The 24128-nt window shown below is 56.0% G+C and carries 24 protein-coding genes and 1 pseudogene; all 25 read right to left on the bottom strand.

Features of this window, described 5'->3' with window-relative positions:
- Positions 1 to 21: 21 nt before the first annotated feature.
- Positions 22 to 885: a CoB--CoM heterodisulfide reductase iron-sulfur subunit B family protein gene (locus G7K71_RS17045; protein WP_166349017.1), complete on the bottom strand. Its 864-nt coding sequence runs from the start codon at positions 883 to 885 to the stop codon at positions 22 to 24.
- A 16-nt stretch (positions 886 to 901) separates the two neighbouring features.
- The gene (locus G7K71_RS17050; RefSeq protein ID WP_166348975.1) at positions 902 to 1303 is read right to left on the bottom strand and encodes a 4Fe-4S dicluster domain-containing protein; all 402 of its coding nucleotides are present in this window, start codon (positions 1301 to 1303) and stop codon (positions 902 to 904) included.
- A gap of 84 nt (positions 1304 to 1387) precedes the next feature.
- Complete coding sequence (locus G7K71_RS17055) at positions 1388 to 3310, bottom strand: aconitate hydratase (protein ID WP_166349020.1); 1923 nt, start codon at positions 3308 to 3310, stop codon at positions 1388 to 1390.
- A 101-nt stretch (positions 3311 to 3411) separates the two neighbouring features.
- On the bottom strand, positions 3412 to 5037 hold the full coding sequence (locus G7K71_RS17060; RefSeq protein WP_395858285.1) for an FAD-binding protein: 1626 nt from the start codon (positions 5035 to 5037) through the stop codon (positions 3412 to 3414).
- Positions 5038 to 5056: 19 nt separating this feature from the next.
- A complete protein-coding gene (locus G7K71_RS17065; RefSeq protein WP_313885023.1) occupies positions 5057 to 5737 on the bottom strand; it encodes a 4Fe-4S dicluster domain-containing protein in 681 nt (226 codons plus the stop codon).
- Positions 5738 to 5751: 14 nt separating this feature from the next.
- On the bottom strand, positions 5752 to 6753 hold the full coding sequence (locus G7K71_RS17070) for an isocitrate/isopropylmalate dehydrogenase family protein (RefSeq protein WP_166349023.1): 1002 nt from the start codon (positions 6751 to 6753) through the stop codon (positions 5752 to 5754).
- Between the two features lie 31 nt (positions 6754 to 6784).
- Positions 6785 to 7951 (bottom strand): PrpF domain-containing protein, encoded by a 1167-nt coding sequence (locus G7K71_RS17075; RefSeq protein ID WP_166349026.1) that lies wholly within the window; start codon positions 7949 to 7951, stop codon positions 6785 to 6787.
- A 242-nt stretch (positions 7952 to 8193) separates the two neighbouring features.
- Positions 8194 to 9471 (bottom strand): TRAP transporter large permease, encoded by a 1278-nt coding sequence (locus tag G7K71_RS17080; RefSeq protein ID WP_166349028.1) that lies wholly within the window; start codon positions 9469 to 9471, stop codon positions 8194 to 8196.
- Positions 9449 to 10006, bottom strand: a complete 558-nt coding sequence (locus G7K71_RS17085) for a TRAP transporter small permease (protein WP_166349031.1) — start codon at positions 10004 to 10006, stop codon at positions 9449 to 9451. Before G7K71_RS17085 ends, G7K71_RS17080 begins: the two co-directional genes overlap by 23 nt.
- A 99-nt stretch (positions 10007 to 10105) precedes the next feature.
- Entirely contained in the window at positions 10106 to 11128 is a 1023-nt protein-coding gene (locus tag G7K71_RS17090; RefSeq protein ID WP_166349034.1) for a TRAP transporter substrate-binding protein, read from the bottom strand.
- Positions 11129 to 11388: 260 nt separating this feature from the next.
- Positions 11389 to 11721 (bottom strand): DUF3870 domain-containing protein, encoded by a 333-nt coding sequence (locus tag G7K71_RS17095; protein WP_013824131.1) that lies wholly within the window; start codon positions 11719 to 11721, stop codon positions 11389 to 11391.
- A 92-nt stretch (positions 11722 to 11813) separates the two neighbouring features.
- Positions 11814 to 13028 carry an MFS transporter gene (locus G7K71_RS17100; RefSeq protein WP_166349036.1) on the bottom strand — a complete coding sequence of 405 codons (1215 nt, stop codon included), beginning with the start codon at positions 13026 to 13028 and terminating at the stop codon, positions 11814 to 11816.
- Positions 13029 to 13244: 216 nt separating this feature from the next.
- A complete protein-coding gene (locus G7K71_RS17105; RefSeq protein ID WP_166349039.1) occupies positions 13245 to 13802 on the bottom strand; it encodes a 2-oxoacid:acceptor oxidoreductase family protein in 558 nt (185 codons plus the stop codon).
- Positions 13803 to 13820: 18 nt separating this feature from the next.
- Positions 13821 to 14642, bottom strand: coding sequence for a 2-oxoacid:ferredoxin oxidoreductase subunit beta (locus G7K71_RS17110; RefSeq protein ID WP_166349041.1), 822 nt, complete (start codon positions 14640 to 14642; stop codon positions 13821 to 13823).
- Entirely contained in the window at positions 14626 to 15786 is a 1161-nt protein-coding gene (locus G7K71_RS17115; RefSeq protein ID WP_166349043.1) for a 2-oxoacid:acceptor oxidoreductase subunit alpha, read from the bottom strand. Before G7K71_RS17115 ends, G7K71_RS17110 begins: the two co-directional genes overlap by 17 nt.
- Positions 15783 to 16004 carry a 4Fe-4S binding protein gene (locus tag G7K71_RS17120; protein WP_166349045.1) on the bottom strand — a complete coding sequence of 74 codons (222 nt, stop codon included), beginning with the start codon at positions 16002 to 16004 and terminating at the stop codon, positions 15783 to 15785. The genes G7K71_RS17115 and G7K71_RS17120 overlap by 4 nt, the downstream gene beginning before the upstream one ends.
- A 284-nt stretch (positions 16005 to 16288) precedes the next feature.
- Positions 16289 to 16930 (bottom strand): 2Fe-2S iron-sulfur cluster-binding protein, encoded by a 642-nt coding sequence (locus G7K71_RS17125; RefSeq protein WP_166349047.1) that lies wholly within the window; start codon positions 16928 to 16930, stop codon positions 16289 to 16291.
- Between the two features lie 3 nt (positions 16931 to 16933).
- Positions 16934 to 18800: pseudogene (locus G7K71_RS17130) on the bottom strand (NADH-ubiquinone oxidoreductase-F iron-sulfur binding region domain-containing protein).
- Positions 18801 to 18825: 25 nt separating this feature from the next.
- The gene (gene nuoE, locus G7K71_RS17135) at positions 18826 to 19356 is read right to left on the bottom strand and encodes an NADH-quinone oxidoreductase subunit NuoE (protein ID WP_166349049.1); all 531 of its coding nucleotides are present in this window, start codon (positions 19354 to 19356) and stop codon (positions 18826 to 18828) included.
- Positions 19357 to 19504: 148 nt separating this feature from the next.
- The gene (locus tag G7K71_RS17140) at positions 19505 to 19843 is read right to left on the bottom strand and encodes a nucleotide pyrophosphohydrolase (protein WP_166349051.1); all 339 of its coding nucleotides are present in this window, start codon (positions 19841 to 19843) and stop codon (positions 19505 to 19507) included.
- Positions 19844 to 20048: 205 nt separating this feature from the next.
- Entirely contained in the window at positions 20049 to 20693 is a 645-nt protein-coding gene (sigH, locus tag G7K71_RS17145; protein WP_013824141.1) for an RNA polymerase sporulation sigma factor SigH, read from the bottom strand.
- 244 nt (positions 20694 to 20937) lie between these two features.
- Positions 20938 to 21450: an NYN domain-containing protein gene (locus G7K71_RS17150; protein ID WP_166349053.1), complete on the bottom strand. Its 513-nt coding sequence runs from the start codon at positions 21448 to 21450 to the stop codon at positions 20938 to 20940.
- Entirely contained in the window at positions 21428 to 22198 is a 771-nt protein-coding gene (gene rlmB / locus G7K71_RS17155) for a 23S rRNA (guanosine(2251)-2'-O)-methyltransferase RlmB (RefSeq protein WP_166349055.1), read from the bottom strand. The genes G7K71_RS17150 and rlmB overlap by 23 nt, the downstream gene beginning before the upstream one ends.
- Positions 22191 to 22622, bottom strand: a complete 432-nt coding sequence (locus tag G7K71_RS17160; RefSeq protein WP_207713021.1) for a Mini-ribonuclease 3 — start codon at positions 22620 to 22622, stop codon at positions 22191 to 22193. Before G7K71_RS17160 ends, rlmB begins: the two co-directional genes overlap by 8 nt.
- Positions 22619 to 24070 (bottom strand): cysteine--tRNA ligase, encoded by a 1452-nt coding sequence (gene cysS / locus G7K71_RS17165; protein ID WP_166349057.1) that lies wholly within the window; start codon positions 24068 to 24070, stop codon positions 22619 to 22621. The genes G7K71_RS17160 and cysS overlap by 4 nt, the downstream gene beginning before the upstream one ends.
- Positions 24071 to 24128: the final 58 nt, after the last annotated feature.

The raw sequence follows: 24128 nt of genomic DNA on the forward strand, positions 1-24128 counted from the left end.
TGCTCTTCCTTCGAAGCAAATTTATGCCCCCAGCAATAAAGGCCGGGGATCTACGTAATGCTGCTCCAGTCCCAGGCTTTCCCGGGGGAGTTCCAGGGCCACCCCCAGAAGCTGGGTGAAATACAGGACGGGAATCTGGCGAAAGCCGGCGTCTTGTTCCAGGATTTTTCCCTGCAGCCAGTCCAGGTTGAACTGGCACAGGGGGCAACTGGTGATGATTGCTTCCGCCCCTTTGGCAGCGGCGGAGTTGAGAATGTCCTGTACCCTTTGCCTCACCAGAACATTTTCGTGCAGCACCTGGTAGGAGCCACAGCAGGTGGTTTTATGGGGGTATTCCACCACTTCCGCACCAAGGGCGGCGACCAGCTCTTCCATGACGGTGGGGTTCTCCGGATCGTCAAAACCCATCTCCAGAGCGGGCCGCACAAGCATGCAGCCGTAATAACAGGCCACTTTTAGGCCTTTCAGGTTGCGGCCGGCTTTCGCCTGGATAGCGTCAAACCCCACGTCTTCTTTGCAAATTTCCAGTGGATGGACCACCTGTATTTCCCCGGTATAATTTTCTTCCAGGTAATTATTCAGCTTTTGCCTGGCCTCCAGATTATGCTGCATTTCATAATTTACCCGTTTTAGAACGTTATAGCAGAAGGAGCAGACCGTAAGCAGCCTGTCTTCTCCTTCTCCGGCGACACCGGCCAGAATACGCGCCGCTGCGACCATGCCCATGTAATTATCCCGGGCCAGGGGAAACACCGTTCCGCAGCAGGTCCACCGGGACAGCTCGGCCAGCTCCACCCCCAGAGCGGCCAGGGAGGCCCGGGTAGAATTATCCAGACCTCTTGCTTTATTGTATAGCGTACATCCCGGAAAGTATGGTATTTTCATCCCTATGCCCCCCTTTTCAAGCGCTCAGCTTGCGAAAACCACTGGTCAGGGCCATCTGGGGAACCCGGGTGAGCAATTCCACCGGTATTTTCTCTGCAACCAGCACTTCCCCGCCCGAACGCAGGTTGATTACCCGCAGAGCTTCCATTAACCGGGCCAGATCTATACCCCGCGGGCAGCGGGCGGTACAGAGCAAACAGGTGCTGCAGACCCAAATGGAGCGGCAGTGCAGGGCTCGGGCGTCACCCAGCTGGAGCAGGCGCATGACCTGCCGGGGCAACAGTTCCATGACCTCCCTGCCCGTACATCCCGCACTGCAGGTGCCGCACTGCATGCATAAATACGGGTCCTGCCCGCTGATTTCCTTAATGCGCTCAATAATCTCCCGGCTCATTTTGTTTGATAGTTCCATAACCATTGGCATCGGGCTCCTTTAATTATTTCCGGATACCGTACCGTCCTTATTTCATGCCAAGTATTGATGCCCCCTGTTACGCATGTTCTAACCCCTGCGCGTGTAATTAAGCAAACCTCCCGCCAGGATGATCTCCACCTGCCGGGGCGTCATCTGCGCCCGGACTTTAAAGGTTATGTTGCGGGTGACGTTTTTAACTTCCAGTTCCGCTCCTTCTTGCAGGGCCCGGTGTATCTGATCGATCTGCAGCACGTCGTCCTGCTCCAACCTGTCGTAATCTGCAGGCTCAATGAAGGTGAGGGGCAGAATACCAAAGTTGATCAGGTTGTCCCGGTGAATGCGGGCAAAGGATTTGGCCAGCACGGCTTTCACACCCAGGTACATGGGAACAAGCGCGGCATGCTCCCGGCTGGAGCCCTGGCCGTAATTTTCCCCCCCCACGATAATCCCGCCTCCGGCCTCCCTGGCTCTGCGGGGGAAAGAAGGATCCACGGCGGCAAAAACATACTCGGCCATGGCCGGGATATTGGAACGGAGGGGCAATACCTTGGCCCCGGCCGGCATAATGTGGTCCGTAGTGATGTTGTCGCCTACCTTAAGGAGCACCCGGCCCTGTATGCTCCGGGGTAGAGGTTCAGCCACCGGCAGGGGCTTTATGTTTGAACCGCGCACGATTTCCACGTCATCCGGGTTATCAGCAGGGGGTAAGATCATGCGGTCATCCACATGGAATCTTTCAGGCAGCGCAATTACCGGAGGGTCGCCCAGTTCCCTCGGGTCGGTCAGCCTGCCCGTGAGGGCAGCTGCTGCCGCGGTCTCCGGGCTTGCCAGGTACACCCGGGCATCGGCCGTACCGCTGCGCCCCTTGAAGTTCCGGTTGATGGTCCGCACCGAGACCCCGCCGGAAGGGGGGGCCTGCCCCATGCCAATGCACGGCCCGCAGGCGCACTCCAGGATCCGGGCACCGGCGGCCACCAGATCCGCCAGGGCACCGTTTTGTGCCAGCATGGTGAGAACCTGCCGGGAGCCGGGGGCGATAACGAGACTCACCCGGGGATGCACCACTTTCCCCTTGAGAATGGCCGCAACCTTCATCAGGTCCAGGTAAGAAGAGTTGGTACAGCTGCCGATGACCACCTGGTCCACGGCCAGCGGCCCCACCTCGCGCACGGGCTTTACATTGTCGGGGCTGTGGGGGCAGGCCACCAGGGGCTCCAGTGTGCTTAAATCAATATCCAGCACTTCATCATACGCAGCATCCGGGTCCGGCCCCAGTTCCACCCAGACCTCTTCCCGGCCCTGGGCCCGTAAAAAGGCCCTGGTTACTTCATCACTGGGGAAGATCGAGGTGGTGGCTCCCGTCTCCGCCCCCATGTTGGTGATGGTAGCCCGTTCAGGCACGGTAAGGTATTTGATCCCTTCCCCGCCGTACTCCAGGATCTTGCCCACCCCACCTTTAACGGTTAGCCGGCGTAAAACCTCCAGGATCACGTCCTTGGCCGTGGCCCACGGCGCCAGCCGGCCGTGCAGCCGGATGTTGACCACCCTGGGCATCACCATATGGAAAGGACCTCCGCCCATGGCCACCGCCACGTCCAGGCCGCCCACCCCAATGGCCAGCATGCCCAGGCCCCCGGCCGTGGGGGTATGGCTGTCCGATCCCAGCAGGGTTTTGCCGGGTACGCCGAACCTTTCCAGGTGAACCTGGTGGCAGATGCCGTTGCCCGCCCTGGAGAAATAAGCCCCGTATTTAGCTGCCGTACTTTGTAAAAACCGGTGGTCGTCGGCATTTTCAAAGCCGGTCTGCAGGGTATTATGATCCACGTAAGATACGGAAAGTTCGGTTTTGACCCGGGGGATGCCCATAGCCTCAAACTGCAGGTAAGCCATGGTACCGGTAGCATCCTGGGTAAGGGTTTGATCTATCCTGATGGCGATCTCCCGACCCGGCTGCATGGTACCGGAAACCAGGTGATTGAGCAGGATCTTCTGGGTGAGATTATAGCCCATAAATACCACCTCTTCCGTCCTGAAAATAGCACTTGCCTGCCGTTTGCACGTCCTCTCCTGTGAAGGCAAATGCTTGTCATCCAAATTATATCATTAGTAATTTAACTATAGCGACGCTCTTTAACTTCGGGACGGGTATAATCGGGAAGCAACAGCGGCGAGACGCGCCCCTTTTCAATGCCTTCGGCTGCCAGTTCCCGATGATAACGGCGCACGTGTTCCAGCGTAAGCTTTCCAGGTGAAGGCCCCTCCCTGGCAAAAAGCGCCGCTGCCTGTCCGGCCCGCCGGCCAAAGACAAAAATGTCCACCAGGGAGTTTCCGCCCAGGCGGTTTCTGCCCTGCACTCCTCCCGCCACCTCGCCGGCCGCAAAAAGGCCGGGTATGCCCGTTCTCCCTTCCGGATCGATCTCGACACCACCATTCTGGTAATGCTGTGTTGGAAAGACAAGGATGGGCTCTTTGTGGACGTCAATGCCATATTCGCGAAACCGGTGCACTATGCCGGCAAACATCCGGTCCAGTTTTCCCTCTCCACCGCGGATATCAATTAGAGGTGTATCCAGCCACACCCCCTCCATGCCCGTGGGTGTGCGTACCCCATTTTTCCTGTCCCGTACTTCCCGGATAATCGCCGAAGAGGTTACGTCGCGGGTTTCCAGTTCGTTGATAAACCTTTCCCCGTGTACGTTCACCAGCTGGGCACCGTTGCCCCGCAGAGCCTCGGTGATCAGCTGGCCCAACATCTGCTCCGGCCAGGCGGCACCGGTAGGATGGTACTGAATGGCGTCCATGTGAAGAAGGCGGGCTCCGGCCCGGTAAGCAATCACCAGCCCGTCGGCAGTGGCACCGTAATGGTTCGTGGTGGGGAATTTATTGGGGTGCAGGCGGCCAATGCCGCCGGTAGCCAGGATAACCGCTCTGGCCCGGACAATGATGTGCTCGCGGGTCTCCAGGTTCATCAAAATGGCCCCCGCACAGCGGCCTCTTTCGTCCAGCAGAAGTTCCACCGCGGGACTGAATTCCAGCACTTCCACCCTTCTGTTCCACAGCTCATCGCGAATGACCCGCATAAATTCCATACCGCTTAAGTCCTTGCAGGAGTGCACCCGGCGGCGGCAGTGCCCCCCGGCAAAGGATACCACCAGATCCCCGTTCGGGTGGGTATCAAACATGGCCCCCAGGTCCTTCAGCCATTCCACGATCAGGGGCGCATCGTGTACCAGCGCCCAGACCAGCTCCCGCTTATTCTGGAACCTTCCTCCGCCAATGGTATCCAGAAAATGCAAATAGGGAGAGTCATTGGGCTGGGTGGCGGCGGCAATACCTCCTTCAGCCATCATGGTATTGGCATCGCCCAACCTCAGCTTGGTGGTCAGGAGCACCCGCGCTCCATTTTCGTGGGCAATGAGGGCGGCAGTTGCTCCCCCGCCACCCCCGCCCACCACCAGGACATCCACATCGTAATCTATACGGCTGAGATCCACCCGATCTGGGTCAATACGGCTGTAGGCCTCCAGGAGATCCACCAGTTCATTTTGCATGCGCTGGCCTTTATTGGGACCCACCCTTACCGGCCGCATCCCATCCGGACGGAAGTCGGGGTGGCACTGCTCGAGCAGGCGGGTTTTCTCTTCCGGCGTCAGGCGCGGAATTTCCTGCTGGAGGCGAAAGGCACGGGTAGCTTCCAGTTTGCGAATTGATTCCTGCATTTCTATGGGATAGCCCACCTGAAATCTCCTCCCCGCATTACAGCTTTTCAAATTCCCGTTCTAAATAGAGCTTCTTCAACTCTTCTTCACTGGCAGCGGCAATCCCGGCCAGAGCCTGATCGTGCAGGCCCGCCCGGATTTCAGCCACCCGGTCCTTCAGGTGTCGGGGTTTGGGCCTCATATGTTTGCTGTAGTAACGGCGGACAAAGATGGCAATGTTGTACGGCACCAGTTGGGCCGGACAGCGGGCGGCACAGAGGCCGCACATAATGCAATCAAAGGACAGTTCCGCCGCCCGGGCAAAATCCCCCCGCAGCGCCGCCGCCACGTAATACATGGGCTGTAATTTCTGCGGACAAACATTGGTACAGGTGTTGCACCCCAGGCAGCGGGCGGCTTCGGGGTAAAGCTGCAATAGAGTTTCTAAAGGTGAACCCACTTTATCCAGGTCATAAATGGCTTTATTGACCGGGAAGTAGGGCAACTGCATGAGGGTCATATGGGGTGTAACCGGCGTCTGGCAGGCCAAACCGACCTGTATCCGGAAGTTGCCGGGTACCCGGTATACCGTGGCACAGGCGCCGCAGAAACCGCCCCGGCAGCCACAGCCGCGGATAAGCTGGTAACCTGCCCATTCCAGGGCCTTCATAATAGTAAGTCCTTCGGGTACCTCGTAGCGCTTCCCCATGATGTAAATTGGAATTAACGACTCTCCCACAGGGGACTACCTCCTTACCCGCGCATTTTGTCTACAATGGCCCCGGCCATTTCGGAGGTACTGGCGCTGCCTCCCAGGTCGTAGGTCACCACACGTCCTTCATGGATGACTTCGGCCAGCGCCTGCTCCACCCTGGCCGCAGCTTCCTTTTCACCCAGGTACTTCAGCATCATAACGGCGGAAAGAATCATGGCCGAGGGGTTTACCCTGTTCTGCCCGGCGTATTTGGGGGCACTACCGTGAACGGGTTCAAAGATGGCTATATCGGTGCCGATATTAGCCCCCGGGGCCATCCCCAGACCGCCCACCAGACCGGCGCAGAGATCCGATATGATGTCCCCGTAGAGGTTGGGCATCACCAGCACATCGTACAGCTCCGGTTTTTGCACCAGCTGCATGCACATGTTGTCAACAATGCGATCTTCAAACTCAATTTGGGGATAATCTTCGGCCACTTTCCGGGCCACGGCCAGAAACAGGCCGTCGGTGCACTTCATGATGTTGGCTTTATGGACCACAGTCACTTTTTTGCGTCCTTCCCGCACTGCATATTCAAAGGCAAAGCGGACGATCCGTTCCGCCCCCCGGCGGGTGATAATTTTGATGCTTTCGGCCGCATCTTCGCCCACCATGTGTTCGATACCGGCATACAGGTCCTCGGTATTTTCCCGGACAACCACCAGATCCACATTATCGTAGCGCGATTTAACGCCCTGGTATGTACGGGCGGGACGGAGATTGGCGAACAAATCAAACTCCTTGCGCAGGGCCACATTAACACTGCGGAAACCGGTGCCCACGGGAGTGGTCAGGGGGCCCTTCAGGGCCACCTTGTTTTTTCTGATGGAGGCCAGGGTGTCCTCCGGTAAAAGCTCCCCGTACTCCCTCAGGGCGGTTTCTCCGGCCAGTTTTTCCTCCCACTGAATATCCACCCCGGTAGCGGCCAGGACCGTCCTGGTAGCCGCCGTGATATCGGGACCAATGCCGTCTCCGGGAATCAGGGTAATGCGGTACATGCCAGCCCCTCCTTTTGTGTGCTGTTACCAGTTAAACTTCCGGCCAGAAAATCCGGCGCGGCACATAAACAAAACCATCCATGATGCGGCGGGCCGTCCGGGCCACCGCAGCTTTTTCCAGTCGCAAATTGCCTCCGGCATCGCGGGTAATTTCGATTTCAAATTCCAAAGTGCCCGAAGGATGTCCCAACCTGACCACATTGCCCTGCCGGGCAGATGGGCCCAGGACCTCGCTGACCACCGTCCCCTCCAGCTTGGCTGCCGTCGACGTGCAGATCCCACCCGTTACGGCGAAGGCCTTGTGCATCTTCTGCATGGACATGGTCCGCGCCACCAGGTCAATCTGGCCGGCTTCGATGACCCGGCCGTCGCTGGTTTTATATGCACAGGGCGGGGAGACAAAAACGATCTTGGGTACCGCCGGGCTTTTCGCCGTGGCCTCCAGCCGGTGCGCCAGCCCCATCATTTCGGCGGCAATGCTCCGGATCTCTTCAATGCGGGCCAGTAACTGCGGGTTGCTGTTGACCGCATCCGGCAGTTCCACGCCGGTCAACCCCAGGTCCGCGGCCTTAAAAAAGACCGCCGGGTTGGCGGCATCCACCAGGGACACCGTCAGCCTGGTCCCGTCGGAGAGGGTTATTTCATCCTTTAAATTGCCGGTCGGGAGTAATTTACCGGTAATCGCCCCTCCGGAATCCAGGAAGTTCAAAGTGATGCGGGCGCCGGTACCCGGCACGCCGTCGATGGCCAGGTCACCCTCGGTGACCGCCCTTCCATCCTTAACGGGAACTTCCGCCGCAATGATTTTCCCGGTATTGGTGTTAAAGATGCGCACCGTGGTTACGGGCTCCACTGCTTTGACCAGGCCCTCGTCGATGGCAAAAGGACCCACGGCGGAAGAAATATTGCCGCAGTTGCCCTTATAATCCACCAGGGGGGCTGTAATGCTGACCTGCCCGAAGGTGTAATCCACATCGGCGTCGGGCCTGCTGGAACGCCCAATAATGGCCACCTTGCTGGTTAAAGAGTCCGCCCCGCCCAGGCCGTTAATTTGCCTGGGGTCGGGACTGCCGAAGATGGCCAGGATCACCCGGTCCCGTGTTTCAGGATCCCGGGGCAGGTCATTTTCCAGCAGGAAAACCCCTTTGCTGGTTCCTCCCCGGATGATGGCGCAGCGTATTTTTTCATACTCCCGCACGCCTGATCAACCTCCTTTTCTCATCCCGTCGGATAAAATGGGTTAAAAAACATAAAGGCAACCAGCATGTAACCGTAAGTTACAACTGGTTGCCTTATCCACTCTTACCGCCCGGTCTGCCCGCACGGTGGTGAATAACTGCAGTTGCACCGAAGTTCCCGGCTATAAAGCTCATCAAAGGGAACTCCTCGGAAGATCGCTTTTGGAATTGTACACAAAATACATGGATTTCATCTTTAATTTTAGCGCATTAGCGAGGGCAGGTAAAGGGAAATTTTCGGGAATAAAACCAGGCATATAAGGGTAAGGATCATAACGGCTATAAATGGCAATACACCCTTGACGACTTCTTCCAGACGCTCCCGGGCAATACCGCCTACCACGAACAGGTTCAACCCTACCGGAGGCGTGATCATGGCCAGTTCCATACTTACCACCATGGCTACCGCAAAATGGATCATACTGATATCCAGGTGTTTAATTATCGGTATCAGAATGGGGAGGGTAATAAGTACGATAGAAACTGCTTCCAGGAAAGTACCCATAACAAAAAACATTACCAGAACTGCCACCCAGAACATACCCACCCCCAAATTGCTATTGGCAATCCATTGAGCGATTTTAGCGGGAATCTGTTCACTGGCTAAATACATGGCAAACGTCATGGCTGCAGGAATAATCAAGAAGATCATTGAAGTGATGCCTATGGCTTCCCTGAGGATGGAGCGAAATTTGTTCCAGGTCATTTCACGATAAATAAAGATGGTCACAAAAAGGGCGTAAAAGACGGACACAATTGAAGCTTCTGTCGGCGTGCAGACCCCGCCGTAAATGCTGCCCAGAATGAGCACGGGGAGCAAAAGCCCGGGAATGGCTTTCCAGGTGTATTGCCACCTGGTTTTCCAGTCGGCCCTGGGCTCACCGCCGTAATTTTTCAGGCGTGCATAAATGATGGCTGTAAGCAGGAGCACACCGCCCAGGAAAATGCCCGGTAACACACCAGCCATAAACAGTTTACCGATGGACTCATTAGCCGTCACCCCGATGAGCACAAAGGTAATGCTGGGCGGGATCAAAATACCCAGGGTGCCGGAAGCAGCCACCAGCCCCATGGCGTAACGCTTCTCATACCCGGCCTCTACCATGGCCGGTATAAGAATGCCTCCGACGGCGGCAGCGGTGGCCGGACTGGAACCCGAAATGGCGGCAAAGATCATGCAGGCCAGGATGGTTACTACCGAAAGCCCTCCCCGCAGGTGGCCGACCCAGGCCCGCAGGGCGGCAATCAGGTACCTGGAAATCCCCCCGTGGGCCATAATGGCACCGGCCAGGACAAAACCGGGAATGGCCATAAGCGGAGGGGACTCCAGGGCGGAAAACATCTTCTGGGCCACCATGTACAGGTTGAAGTCCGTAGTTAAGGCTAAAACCAGGACACTGGAAATGGCCAGGCTCAGGGCAATGGGTACATGTAAAAGGAACAAAATGATGAAAATACTAAAGAGTAGGGCTGCCTCCATGATGCGACATTACTCCTTTCTGTCCATCCTCGGTTTCACCGGACCCTGCCGCCGGCCTGTCCTTTCCCCCATTTTTTAAAAGGTGGTACAACTCTTCAATATACCGGATGCAAAGCATAAAAGCAGCAATGGGAACAAAAAAGTACACCGCCCACAAGGGAAACTGCGTATTTAAGGACCGCTGTCCTGTATGCAGGTATTTGGTTTCCAAAATGTATCCCAGGTAAGTCAGGAACAGGCAGAACAAAATGCTGGCAATGCTGGCAAAGATACTCACATAGCGTTGTACCTTTGACGGCATATAATTGTACAAAAGACTAACCCGGATGTGACGCCCGTCCCGCTGGGCGATGCTCCAACCCAAAATACACCCCCAGACGAGTATATAAGTAGAGATCTCGTCCACCCAAAAAAGCGGGTTTTTAAACACATAGCGGCTGATTACCCCGTAAAAGATCAGGGTTACTCCCGCAAAGAAAAAGATACCGGCAATGGCCTCCTCGAAGGCGGAATAAATACGCTGGAGACGGCTCATATTTTCCCCCCTTCACCCGTTAAAACCGGGGGAACTCGGGTGCACCGTTTATGGTACACCCGAAACCTCCCGCACTAAACCCTTCTCAGGGCTGAAAACTTATTGATTCAACTTTTTCGCTTCCTCAAAGAGCTCCTTACCAATGACAGGTTCGTACTTGGCCCATACCGGCTGCATGGCCTCCACGAAAGCCTGGCGTTCTTCCGGAGTTAACTCGTGCACCTTGATTTTCTGCTTCAATTTAGCCAGGCTTTCCTGGTCCAGCTGATCGGCCAATTGCCGCTCATATTCAGTCGCTTCCTTCAGGCACTGTTCAACAGTTTCCCGAATATCCGGTGGGAGGCTATCCCAAAATTGTTTGTTTGCAATCACGATATAGGAAAGATTATTGACATTGGCTACAGTAAGATATTTCAGTACTTCGTCATATTTTTCGTGTTCTATGTTATCAAAGGTAGCAATAGTTCCGTCGACAACTTTTTGTTGAAGGGCGGTATAAACTTCACTAAACGGAATGTTGGCGGTTCCCGCACCCAGTGCCTGGAAAATATCGACCAATACACCGCCGGCGGGAATCCGGAACTTCAGACCTTTAAAATCTTCAGGTGTTTTCAATTCCTTTTTGCTGTTCATGAACTGCCGCATGCCGTTGGGCCAGGCGGTAAGGCCGATCATGCCCTGGCTTTCCAGACTTCGCAACAACTTCTTACCTGCTTCACTATCCCAAAATCTGGCCGCCCCCTGGTTATCTTTAAACAGGAAAGGCATGTCCCCAATCTGGAATCGCTGGTCGAAACTGATTAACTTACCGGCGGATGGGGCGATAAACTGGACGTTATTGGCTTGAAGGGCTTCAAACTCATCTTTATCGCCATACAACTGGGAGGACGGAAATACCTGAATTTCTACCCGCCCGTTGGTGCGCTCCTTTACCAGGTCCGCAAACTTTTGCGCAGCAAGACCCTTAGGTGTGCCCGGAGCAGTAACGTGACTGAACTTAGCCACTATTTTTTCAGTAGACTGGTTTTGAGCCGCTTCTTTTTTGCCGCCACAACCTGCCAGTAAAAGTGTGAACAACGTCAACAAAGCTAACAGGGAAAGCAAGTAGTTCCGCTTTCTCATTTGCGATACCTCCTCCTAAATTATCAAACTTTTTTCTTTATATTTCTTTTTCCCAAAAATCACCTCCTGTGCGAACATAAGTATAAGTCAAAACCTAAACAAAAATCCGAAAATAAAAAATAGGTAACCGTTGACGCCCGGCGTACAACTGGCTACCTATCTACTCGCACCGCCCGATCGCTCGGGCGATTGTAGATATTACAGTTGACGGACCTTATTAAAGACACTTTTTCCGCTTAAAAGCGTATTTATTTTTTTCGCTACCTGGCCTTTTGACTTGCCTGCCCGGAACCGCTCAGGTAAGTCCGGTACAAGTCCTTAAGAGCGGCGATCAGGGCATTCTGCGCCGCCCCGTGATAATATTCTTTAATTTCCTGAATTGGCCCTTCTATGCCATCTAAAAGGCTGTGGCCCACCAAAATTGATCTGATATACTCCTGAGCCAGCGGAGTAACCAGTGTGCAGGATGCCTGGACAATAACGCCGTACTTGCGATCAATTTCCGCAACAATGGCCAGGGTACCATATATACCCTTGGCCGCCATGCCCTGGGGAAGACTGGCATGGCCGGCCACAAACACCGTCTTTTTCACCTTCAAGCCTCCATACCATCCCCGCTGCAAGCATTGAAGTCCCTGTTGCAAATTTTTTGAAAACCTGTTGATAGTGTATTCGACATAAATATTTAATTTTCCTGCTGCCCGGGGTTAAAAATTTTTCTGGGTTCCACCAGGGATTTAACCACCCACACCGCATTGATCAGTAACAGTGCACCGGTAACCGGGAAAACGGCATGTACACTAAACCGGGCGGCAATCAATCCTCCGGCCAGCGGCCCGGCAAAATTGCCCAAAAAAGTGGCGCTGGAAATTATACCATAGGCCTTCCCCCGCTTTTCCTTCGGGAAAAGGTGCCCCACTATGGCATTGGCGGACGGGAAAATACCGGCCATGCAAAAGCCCAGGAAAAATCTTAAAATGCCCAGTTGCCAGGAGGAACTGGCCAGAGTTTGGGCCAGATACAGGAGACCCGCACCGGTAAGGGACAGCACCAGGGTTAGCTTATAGCCGGATCTGTCACTGCGGCGCCCCAGCACAGGGGCGCCCAGCACATTGGCCACACCCGTGGAAGCAATGATTATCCCGGCGATTAAGGACAGGAAGCGCTCATCCTGGTATAAGGATTTCACAAAGATGGGAACCATTGGTTCCACAATGCGTACGGACAGCTGGGCAATGAAAATAACGACAAAAACAACCCAGAGAGGGGTTTGCCCGGGGGAAGATCCGCTTTCCTCCGCCGGATCGTGAATATCCCGCCCGGTACAGCCAGGGCCAAAACTTTCCCTGATCAAACTGTATACCATCACCGCTGCCAGGGCGTTAATCAGGGTAATCAGATGGAAAACCTGATGGTACCCGTAAAGGCTGGCTATTATTCCACCGAACAGGGGGCCTGTTATGGTTCCCGCCACCTGGGCCGTCTGCAAAAGTCCCAGGGCATAACCCAGGTGCTGTTCGGGCGTGTTCACCGCCACCAGGGCAATGGCTGCCGCATTAAAGCCACTGAAGGCCCCCATCAAAGCTCTGATGGCCGTAAACTGGTAAACATTCTGCGCCAGACTTAAAAAGACGGCAAATGTCGCCAGGGCAACCAGTGAACGCAGAACCATAATTTTACAACCAAGGCGATCCGTCATGTTTCCCCACACCGGGGACATAATGGCCGAAGCCAGAAAATTGGCCGAGGCAATGATACCCGTCCAGACGGTTACGGCTCCTGGTTCTGTAACGCCCAGTTTCTCAATATAGAAGGGAAGAAAGGGCATGATCAACTGCATTGAAGACATGGCCAGAAACTGCGCCAGGCACAGGACATACAAATTTTTCTTCCATAGCAATCTTTTTCCCCCCGATGGTCCCCGTGGCCCCATTCAGACCGTAATAAGATACTGTCGCTAAAGCAGTCGGAGGGAAATCTTCCCCGGACTGGCGACAGTATCAATTACAGCCCTATCCATTTCTTCTGCACCGGGAGTGTTTTTCCTCCGGCAGTTTCTGACAGTCAAACAATCCCCCTGGAAATGTGCTCCCAACCCAAAACAATCCTTACTTTATTAAGCCGGAACCTTTACCGAAGAGGCCTTCGCCATTTCAAACCCTGCTTCCAGGGCCTGCATATTCAAGGTTTCGGTACCTTTGGGGATGCGGGAAAGCAGCGCCTGCTCCAGGGCCTGACGGGAGACAACACCGGTCAGACCGACCAGGATTCCCAGGGCCACTATATTGGCCACCAGTTCCTTGCCCACCTTTTCCCGGGCCAGGCGGCTGATGGGAAAAACGTACACCCGCCCCGGGGTGGCCGGTATATTTTTTACGTAGGTGCTGTCAACAATTAAAAGGCCTCCTTTTTTTACACGAGCGGCATATTTATTGGCTGCTTCCTGGCTCATGGCCAGCACCACATCCGGGCAGGTAACCTTCGGGTAATCAATTTCCCCGTCGCTTACCACCACCTCAGCCTTGCTGGCCCCGCCGCGGGCTTCCGGGCCGTAGGACTGGGCCTGCACGGCGTTTTTGCCCTCCCGGATGGCCGCATCGGCTAAGATAACGCCCGCCAGGATCAGGCCCTGACCACCCGAACCGCTCAACCTGAATTCTATCGTTCCGGACATTTTACTCATCTCCTTTGCTCACTGGTTTTTGCCCTTTGCCCTGGCAATGATTTCTTCGTACATGGCGGTGTATTCGGGAGCTTCCCCCCTGTACAGCTCACCAATGATTATTTTATCCTGCAGCTCCTCCGGGCTCATTTTTTCCGCCTGTTTCACCGTTACCGCATGTTCCTTCTGCCAGAGAAGCATTTGCAGCCCGTTGCCCATTTTGTTGCGCCGCCCGTAACCCACCGGGCAGGCGGTAATGGCCTCAATGACGCTGAAGCCCTTGTTTTTGGCTCCGGCCACAATCAATTTTTCCAGCATGGTGGCATGATAGGTGGTGGCCCGGGCCACATAGGTGGCGCCGGCACCTTTAGCCAGTTCGGCAATATCAAAGCTCCGCTCTACATTCCCGTAGGGGGCGGTAGTTGCCCTTTTGCCGGGAGGAGTGAGGGGCGAATATTGCCCCCCGGTCATACCATAGATGCTGTTGTTGAAAATGATGGCCGTGAGGTCTATATTGCGCCTGGCAGCGTGTATAAAGTGATTGCCGCCGATGGCCGTGGCGTCGCCGTCGCCCATCAGGACAAAGACATCCAGTTCAGGCCTGGCCAGTTTGATACCGGTGGCAAAGGCCAGCGCCCGCCCGTGGGTGGTATGCAGGGTGTTGAAATCCAGGTAACCCGCCGCCCGGGAAGAACAGCCGATGCCGGAAACCACCACGGTTTTGTCCGGGTCGTACCCCAGTTTCTCAATGGCCCTGACCAGCGCCGACAGAACTATGCCGTTGCCGCAACCGGGACACCAGATATGGGGAAACCGGTCAGACCGCAGGTGGGATTCAACCTGACTGAGCATCCGTTGTCACCTCCTTGATGGCGGACAGGATTTCGTCAAAGGTGATCAGTTCCCCGTTCAACCGGTTAACCCCCGTCACCCTTACCCGGCCCTGCACCGCCCGTTCCACTTCTCCCTTGAGCTGGCCCAGGTTCATCTCGGCCACGATGATGTGCCGCACCCGGCCGGCCAGTTCCGCCACCTCTTTTTCCGGGAAGGGCCAGATGGTTACCGGCCGGAACAGCCCTGCTTTGATACCCGCCGCCCGGGCGTCTTTGACCGCCCGTTTAGCCGATCTGGCCACCGCACCATAGGCGACCACAACTACTTCCGCATCCTCCAGCTGATAGCCCTCTGCGGTAACCACATCATCCAGATGGTCGTAAATTTTCCGGTGCAGCCTCAGAATTAAGCTTTCAGCAACCTGAGGGTCGGTGGTGGGATTGCCTTTTTCATCGTGCACCAGCCCCGTTACGTGGTAACGGTAACCATCTCCGAAGTTGGCCATGGGCGGTACACCGTCATCGCCGGGGCGGTAGGGGTAATAATCTTTTGGCTCCACCGCCGGCTTTTTACGCTCAATTACCTCTACTTCCCCGGCCTGGGGAAGTACCACACGTTCCCGCATGTGACCGATCACTTCGTCCATGAGCAGGATCACCGGCACCCGGTACTTTTCCGATAGGTTGACTGCCCGGATGGCCAGCATGTATGCCTCCCGCACCGAGGCAGGACAGAGGACGATAACCGGGTGATCGCCGTGGGTTCCCCACCTGGCCTGCATCACATCTCCCTGGGCCGGAGCGGTGGGAATACCCGTACTGGGTCCCCAGCGCTGCACATTGACAATCACGCAGGGAATTTCAGCCATAGCCGCATAGCCGATGTTCTCCTGCTTCAGGGAAAAGCCCGGCCCGCTGGTGGCCGTAAGGGCCTTCACCCCGGCCAGGGAAGCACCGATTACCGCGGCCATACTGGCGATCTCGTCTTCCATCTGGATGAACTTACCGCCCAGCCCGGGCAGGCGTTCGGCCATCAGCTCGGCAATCTCCGTGGATGGGGTGATGGGGTAACCGGCAAAAAAGCGTACCCCGGCCGCCAGGGCTCCTTCCACCACCGCCTCGTTGCCCTGCATCAGGCGGGCCATTTCCACCACATCGCTCATTGTTCCTTCACCTCTATGCCGATGGCAAAGTCCGGACAGTGGATTTCACACCGGCCGCAACCAACGCAGCGGTCGGGATTCACCACCGCAACCTTGCCCGAACCATTCAGGGAGAGCACTTCCTTGGGGCAAAGGGCGACACAAATCCCGCACCCCTTGCACCATCTTTCCCGCACCTCTATATGCACAGCTTTTGGAGCGGCTAAAGCATTAGCCATTGCCATCACCTCGCGCGGTTTGGAACCTTTACCTGATTATACACGCAAGAGTTGTGCCAGACCCTATGTAATTGCTGGCGGTTGGGGGAATAAGCGGCAAAGCCTTGAACCACCCCGGCTGCAGAAAAAATAAAGCAGGAAGAAAGTACTTCCTGCGACGGCATTTTTCCGTATTCCATCTCAAAGCGAAACGGGAAGCTATCTCATTCTGCGACGCCGGGGTAAACTTTGGCAGCGTTACCGCCAAATTAGGCACTTCCGGCATTGATCTCAAATTGAGAATGTCAGGCCTGTTTCCCCGTCATGGCACCCACGGGGCAAACTCTGGTACATTCGCCGCAACCGTTACAGCCCGACTGGCCAAGGGGAACATCCCCAAAGGTGGTTACTTTGCGCTCAAACCCCCTTCCGGCAAAACCCAGCACTCCGGTGCCTTTTTCCCGGCAGACCCACACACACCGCCCGCAGAGGACACACTTGCCGGGGTTGTAGCGCACTACCGGGCTGGAGTCGTCCACCTGCAGATTCCGTTCCAGCTTTCTCAGCCGCTTCACCCGTAAGGGGAAGCGGCGTTCCCGGGCAATCCGCTGCAATTCGCAGGAGCGGTTGCGGAGGCAGCTGGCGCAGTCCAGGTGGTGATTGGACAAAAGGAGCTCAAAGGCCGTGTGTACCAGGCGGTCCACCCGCGGGCTGCGGGTGGACACCACCATGCCTTCCACCACGGGCTCGGTGCAGGCGGTCACCGGACGCGGGTAGCCCTCGATCTCCACAAAGCACAACCGGCAGGCGGCAGCCGGGTGTTTTACCCCGGGAATGGCGCAGAGGTTGGGAATGTAGATGCCGTTTTCCAGGGCCGCCCAGAGCAGTTTTTCCCCTTCCCGCGCCTGCACGGTCCGGCCATCTATGGTTAAGGTGACTGTTTTCATACCTTACGCCCCCCTTCCGGCCACCAGTTCCGGCGGCGAGAGCTTGATGACCGCTTTGTACTGGGGCGGGCATGCCTCCAGGCAGCTGGCGCACTTAACACATTTCTGCTGATCAATAACCTTAATGCGGTCCTCGTTGGGATAAATGGCCTCCACCGGGCAGCTGCCCACGCAGGCATCACAGGAGCGCTCGCATTTTTCCGGCAGGATGTAGTAGGCAATCAGCTCCCGGCACATCAGCGCCGGGCAGCGGCGTTCCTTGATGTGGGCCTCGTATTCGTCCCGGAAATAGCGGATGGTGCTTAAAACGGGATTGGGCGCCGTCTTGCCCAGCCCGCACAGCGATCCGGCCTTCACGTCTTCAGCCAGTTCCAAAAGAAGCTCTACATCCCCGGGTCTGCCCTGCCCCTTTGTAATTGCCTCCAGGATGTCCAGCATCTGCTTGGTTCCCAGGCGGCACATGGTGCACTTGCCGCAGGATTCCTTCTGGGTGAAATCCAGGAAAAACCGGGCTATTTCCACCATGCAGTCGTCCTCATCCAGGATGACCATCCCGCCGGAACCCATCATGGCCCCGGCCTGGCTTAAAGAGTCGAAATCTATGGGCATATCCAGGGCTGCTTCAGGCAGGCACCCCCCCCGACGGCCCGCCAATCTGCACGGCCTTAAAGGCTTTGCCCCTGGGAATGCCGCTGCCTACATCGTAAACCATTTCTCTTAAGGTTGTGCCCATGGGCACCTCGGCCAGGCCGGTATTGATCACTTTCCCGGCCAGGGCAAAGACGGCCGTACCGGGGCTGCCGGCAGTACCGGTCTCCCTGAACCACTGGGCACCCCGCTCAATAATATGGGGCACGTAAGCCAGTGTCTTTACATTATTAATTACCGTGGGCTTGCCCCAAAGCCCGGCGGTGGCCGGAAATGGCGGCCGGTGGCGGGGCAGGCCCGGTTCCCCTTCCATGGAGGCAATCAGGGCCGTTTCCTCGCCGCAGACAAAGGCCCCCGAACCTTGAAAAACATCCACGTCAAAACTAAAACCGCTGCCCAGGATATCGGTCCCCAAAAGGCCGGCCTGGCGCGCCTGTTCGATGGCCTTTTTCACCCTTTCCACGGCCAGGGGATACTCGGCGCGGATATAGAAATAGCCCTGGCGGGCTCCCACCGCGTAGGCGGCAATGGCCAGCCCCTCCAGCACCTCGTGGGGGTTTGACTCCAGGATGGCCCGGTCCATAAAGGCCCCCGGGTCCCCTTCGTCAGCGTTGCAAATGACATACTTCTTTTCTCCCGGCGCCAAACGGCAGGTTTCCCACTTGCGCCCGGTGGGGAAACCGGCTCCACCCCGCCCCCGCAGACCGGAAGCCTTTATTTCTTCAACCACCCATTCAGGCTCCCGGGTCAGGGCTCTGGCCAGGGCGGCATACCCGCCCTGGGCAATGTAGTGCTCGATTTTTTCCGGGTCAATGAGGCCACACTTATCCAAAATAATGGGCTTTTCAATCATTCCCCGGGGAAAGTCGGTGAGGGCCGGAACCATATCGTTGGTCTCCAGCGCGGCCAGGGCAAATTCCAGGCAGGGGTCGTCACCGCCTAAAAAATCCTGCACCAGCCGGGCGGCAATGCCCCCGGTAACGTAGCCGTAGCTGATGGGTGGGAAACCGGGCTTGTAAACGGTAACCAGGGGCTCCGCATAGCAATGGCCCATGCAGCCCACTTCCAGGACCCGGGCGTCAATGCCGTGTTTTTCAAGCTCTTCTTTAATTACCTTTAAAATCTCCAGGGCCCCGGCTGCGCGGCCGCAGGTGGCCGTGCCCACCAGAATCAAGGGCCGGTCCCGCAGGCTCTGCCAGGCAGTTCTGGATTTTTGTTGCAATTTTGCAAAAGTTTCTGCTACTAAACTACAGCTGTTCAACTGCTTCCCCTTCTTTCTGCTGGCCTTTCGGGATTTTTACGCCAAAGGAAAAGAGCAATCCGTCCACCCGGGTGGGGGTTACCCTGCCGTGCACCTCTTCATCGATCACCGTTACCGGTGCCATGGTGCAGCATCCCACGCAGGCCACCCTTTCCAGGCTGAATTCCCGGTCCGGCGTAACCTGGTTAACGTCAATACCCAGCCGTCTCTTCCAGCAGTCCAGGATGATATTGCCCCCCTTCATGTGGCAGGCCGTGCCCATGCATACCTTGATCTGGTGTTTCCCCGGGGGAATGAGGCGAAACTGGTTGTAAAAGGTGGCCACGCTGTAAACATCCACAGCCGGGATGCCCAGGTGCCGCGCCACTTCCTCCATGGCCACCAGGGGGACATAGCCCAGCTTTTCCTGTACCTGCTGCAAAATAGGAATGAGATTACCCCGTTCACGGGAATAATTTTCCAGGATGTTCCCGGTTTGTTCTAAGGCAACCCTTTTTTCTTCTTCCGTTAAATGCATGGACATCTCTCCCGACTGACTTGTTGAAAACTCAATTACCCGGTTATCTTGAAAACCTCTCCATAATCATAACGCTAAACATGTTAATGGTCAACAGCCTTAAATTATTTTAAGAAATTTTTCCGCATTTACTTTAAATAGCCAAAAACTACCGGTACCTGCCCCGGTAGAGATCTGCAGGATATTTCCTGGCATTGGCCGCCATTTTTTGCTCTACCGCCCGGGCCAGGTCAATGCCTGCGGTGTTGGCCATGGCCAGGCAGTAAATCAATACATCGGCCAGTTCCTCCTCCACCCGCTCTAAAAGCCCGGGTTCCAGCTCCCGCCCGTCGGACCACTGGAAAAGCTCCATTAGTTCGGCGGCCTCAATGGCCACGGACATGGCCAGATTCTTGGGCGTATGAAACTGCGCCCAGTCCCTCTCCTCCACAAAGGCGGCCACCATATTTTTTAAATCCTGCAGCGTGATTCGGGCATCTTCAGGCATCTGAAAGCAACCCCCCGTCAACAAACTGCTCTTTCGGTCTCAGGCACCACCAGGAAAGAACCCCGGCGCTAAAAACATGCCGTGTCCATCTTCGACACCTTTTCAGGGGCTACATCAAAAAATCGTCCAAAAAAGCAGGAATGTATCCTTCCAGGTCGAATTAAAAAATAAAAGGGCTACTTTTTAAGTAACCCTTTTCAGCTAATTAGTTGTTCCGCTTTTCCAGATATCTTTCCAGCTTGCGCTTGACTCGCTGCAGGGCATTGTCGATGGACTTGACGTGGCGCTTCAAGTCCTCGGCAATTTCCTGGTAGGACTTACCCTCCAGGTAGGACATCAGCACCTTCCACTCCAGGGAACTCAGGATCTCGCCCATTTTTTCTTCAATATCATAAAATTCCTCCCGGCTGATGATCAACTCCTCCGGGTCGGCAATCTTGGTGCCGGAGATGACATCCAGAAGGGTGCGGTCGGAATCTTCGTCGTAAATGGGCTTGTTCAAGGAAACATAAGAGTTCAAGGGGATGTGTTTTTGCCGGGTGGCCGTTTTGATGGCCGTAATGATCTGCCTGGTAATACAAAGTTCTGCGAAGGCCCGGAAAGATGATAGCTTGTCTAACCGGAAATCGCGGATGGCCTTGTAAAGGCCGATCATCCCTTCCTGAATGATGTCCTCCCGATCAGCCCCAATGAGGAAGTAGGAACGTGCTTTCGCCCGGACAAAGTTTTTGTATTTATTAATCAAATACTCCAGGGCCGCGTCATCACCTTCGCGGGCGTATTCCACCACTTCCTCATCGTCCATCATGTGATAACAGCTCGCACATTCCCTCTGGACGCTCAGACTCACAATATCCCCCCCGCTTTGTGTGTCCGGCTTTCCCGCTCAAAACACTTAAACCAGAAGAAAAAGAAAAGCCTTTCCGCCGTTAGTCAGAAGTCCGGGCTGATATAGATCCCGACTCTCTTTTCTTTGAACGGATCAAGGCATTTTCCCGTACCTCTTTCTTTAATTTTGCCTAACTAATTATATCTCAGCCCCGATAACCCGTCAAGAAAAATTAGGACTTGCTTTCGTTCCACAATCATCCTGGCTAGTCTTTTTTTCTTCGCCAGCGTTCAAAAATTAGGCGAATATCGTCCACCAGGCGGTTTTCTAAATAAGCATCCGCCGGCCGCCCGCTGTCAAAATGCTTTTTTCCTTCCTCCTGCGTGTGCTGGACTTTTTTCCACAGCTCCCTGGGCGTGATCCGGTAGGCACCCCGCCCCAGAATCATCCTCTGTTCGGCCCAGTCGTAGGTGGCCACATAAACCGTTCCCCGCCGGGACAGCTCCCCAACCAGTTTCTCAATGACTGCATCGGCAGTTTCTCCCTCGGGGGTATAAATCACCTGCACCCCGTCGACGGTCTCCGACCGGTCCCCGCCGTGCTTCACCTGGTGGGCATCAAAGACCACCACCACGTGCTCCCCGGTGAAAGCGGCATAATTAACTAAAATATCCACCAGCCGGGTGCGTGCATGCTCCAAACTTGATTCGGAAAGCTGTTCCAGTTCCGGCCAGGCATGAATGATGTTATAGCCGTCAACGATCAGGTACTCGTCCATGGACCAGTCTCCTCTGCCTGACCACCTCGTAGGCCAGCAGGGCTGCCGCCACCGAGGCATTTAGGGAGCCAACCCGCCCGGCCATGGGCAGTCTGACCAGTTGATCGCATTTTTCCCGCACCAATCTCCCCAGGCCTTTGTCTTCGCCGCCAATGACCAGGGCAATGGGGCCGTCCAAACGCACATCCCAGTACATGTCCCGGGCCGTCCCGCAGGCCCCGACCACCCAGAGTCCCCGCTCCTGGAGGTAGGTAATGGTCCGGGCCAGATTGGGCACCCGGGCCACCCGGACATATTCCACCGCCCCGCAGGAAGCCTTGGCCACCGCCGGGGTAAGGGCTGCCGAACGGTGCCGGGTAACAACCACACCGTGTACCCCGGCAGCATCGGCCGTACGCAAAATGGCTCCCAGGTTGTGGGGATCGGTTATTTCGTTAAGCAGGATTATAAAGGGATCCTCAGGAAACGCGGCAGCCAGGATGTCATCCACGGAAACGTATTCTTTGGCCGCCGCCATGGCTACAACTCCCTGGTGCGGAGCATCCTTAACCAGCCCGTTCAGATGGGACCTATCCACGTACTGGACGGGTATCCCCCGTTCCCGGGCCAGGTTAAGGATTTCCTGCAGGGTGCCGCCGCCGGCTCCTTTAGCCACCAGGAGCTTGTTAATGGACCGGTTGGCGACAAGGGCCTCTTTTACCGGGTGGCGGCCGGCAATGATATTTTCACAAGCCGCCTTTTCAGTCATCCTTTTCCACCACCTGGCGGGCCAGGGCAAGGATTTCTTCCAGGCGCTCGCTTTGCCCCGATAGGTACAGGTAACCGATGAGACTTTCCAGCCCCGTACTGTAGCGGTAGCTGATCACATCGGAGCCCCGGGGTGGGTGGCCGCTCCGGGCATTGCGGCCCCGCCGGGCAACGGCCGCCTCGCCTTCCGTAAGCTGTTCTTTCAGGGCATGCATCACCCGGGCCTGGGTATCGGCCCGTACATATTTTATGGTCTCCTGGTGCAGTTGATTCACAGAAGTAACTCCCCGGGCCACCAGATATTGACGGATGGCCAGCTCATACACGGCGTCGCCAATATAGGCCAGCACCAGGGACGGCAGTTGTTCCGGGTTGGGGATGATCTCCCCGGGTAAGGACATGGTCACGGCAAACGGTCCCCTCATCCCTGTCTCTTCCAGCGCACGCCGCCGGGCGTGTCTTCCAGAACAATGCCCAGTTCCTTCAGGCGATCCCGGATGCGGTCGGCGGTGGCCCAGTCCTTTTTCGCCCTGGCCTGCTGCCGAACTTCCAGCAGCAACTCGATCAGGGCCTCCTCAAAACCATCGCTTTTTGCATGCCGCCCCTCGACGAGTATGCGCCCGGTCCTTTCATCAACCCGGAAAAGGCCCAGCACTTCGTTAAAGGAGTGGAAAAGGTCCATGGCCTTTTCCAGGGCCGACCGGGAGGGAGAGCCGGCGGTACCATGCAGGTAAGCATTGACTTCCCGGGCCAGTTCAAACCAAATGCCCACCGCCAGGGCGGTATTAAAATCGTCATCCATGGCGGCCACAAAATCCCGGTGGTGCTTTTCCAGGGCGGCTATAAATTCTTCATCTTCGGGTTCTATTTGTTCCCGGGACGGCCGGTCCAGGGCCTCGGTCAACAGGCGGATGCTGTTTTTAAAGCGTTCCAGTCCCCGCCCGGCGGCGGCCATCTTTTCGTCGTCGAAATCCAGCGGGCTGCGGTAATGGGTGGAAAGGAGGAAGAAACGCACTACCTCCGGGGGAAACTTGTCCAAAATTTCCCGCACCAGAAAGAAGTTGCCCAGGGATTTAGACATTTTTTCCTGGTTGACGGTAATGAAGCCGTTATGCATCCAGTAGCGCACAAACGGCCGGCCCGTGGCCGCCTCGGCCTGGGCAATTTCATTTTCGTGGTGGGGGAAGACAAGGTCAAAGCCCCCCCCGTGAATGTCGAAGTTATTCCCCAGGTATTTTAAAGCCATGGCCGAGCATTCAATGTGCCAGCCGGGACGCCCTTTGCCCCAGGGGCTGTCCCAGGCCGGTTCGCCGGGTTTGGCCGCCTTCCACAGGGCGAAATCCATGGGGTGTTTTTTGCGGGGGTCCACCTCCACCCGGGCTCCCGCCTGCATTTCCTCCAGGGTGCGCCCGGACAGCTTGCCGTACTCGGGAAAGGCGCTGATGTCAAAATATACGTCCCCATCTACCACATAGGCGGCCTTCTTTTCGATAAGGGTACTGATGAGATCGATGATTTCCGGGAGGTGCTCGGAAACCCTGGGGTGCACATCGGCCGGCCGCACATTTAAGGCCTCAGCGTCCCGGTAGTATTCGTCAATATATTTGCGGGCCAGGGCCAGGGCATCGACACCTTCTTCCCGGGCCCGGTTGATGATCTTGTCGTCGATGTCTGTAAAATTCTGAACATACTTCACCCGGTAGCCCCGGTACTGGAAATACCGCCGCACGGTGTCAAAAAAGACCAGGGGGCGGGCGTTGCCCAGGTGGATGAAGTTGTAGGTGGTCGGCCCGCAGACGTACATATCCACCCGCCCCGGATGCCGGGGAATAAACTTTTCCTTACGCCTGGTTAAAGTATTGTATATTTCCATGGAACAATCGCTCCTCTAAATCCACGTTGTGAGATAAGTCGCTCCTTAAGGGACGACC

The organism is Desulfofundulus sp. TPOSR, assembly GCF_011393055.1.
In the GTDB taxonomy this organism is placed as follows: domain Bacteria; phylum Bacillota; class Desulfotomaculia; order Desulfotomaculales; family Desulfovirgulaceae; genus Desulfofundulus; species Desulfofundulus kuznetsovii.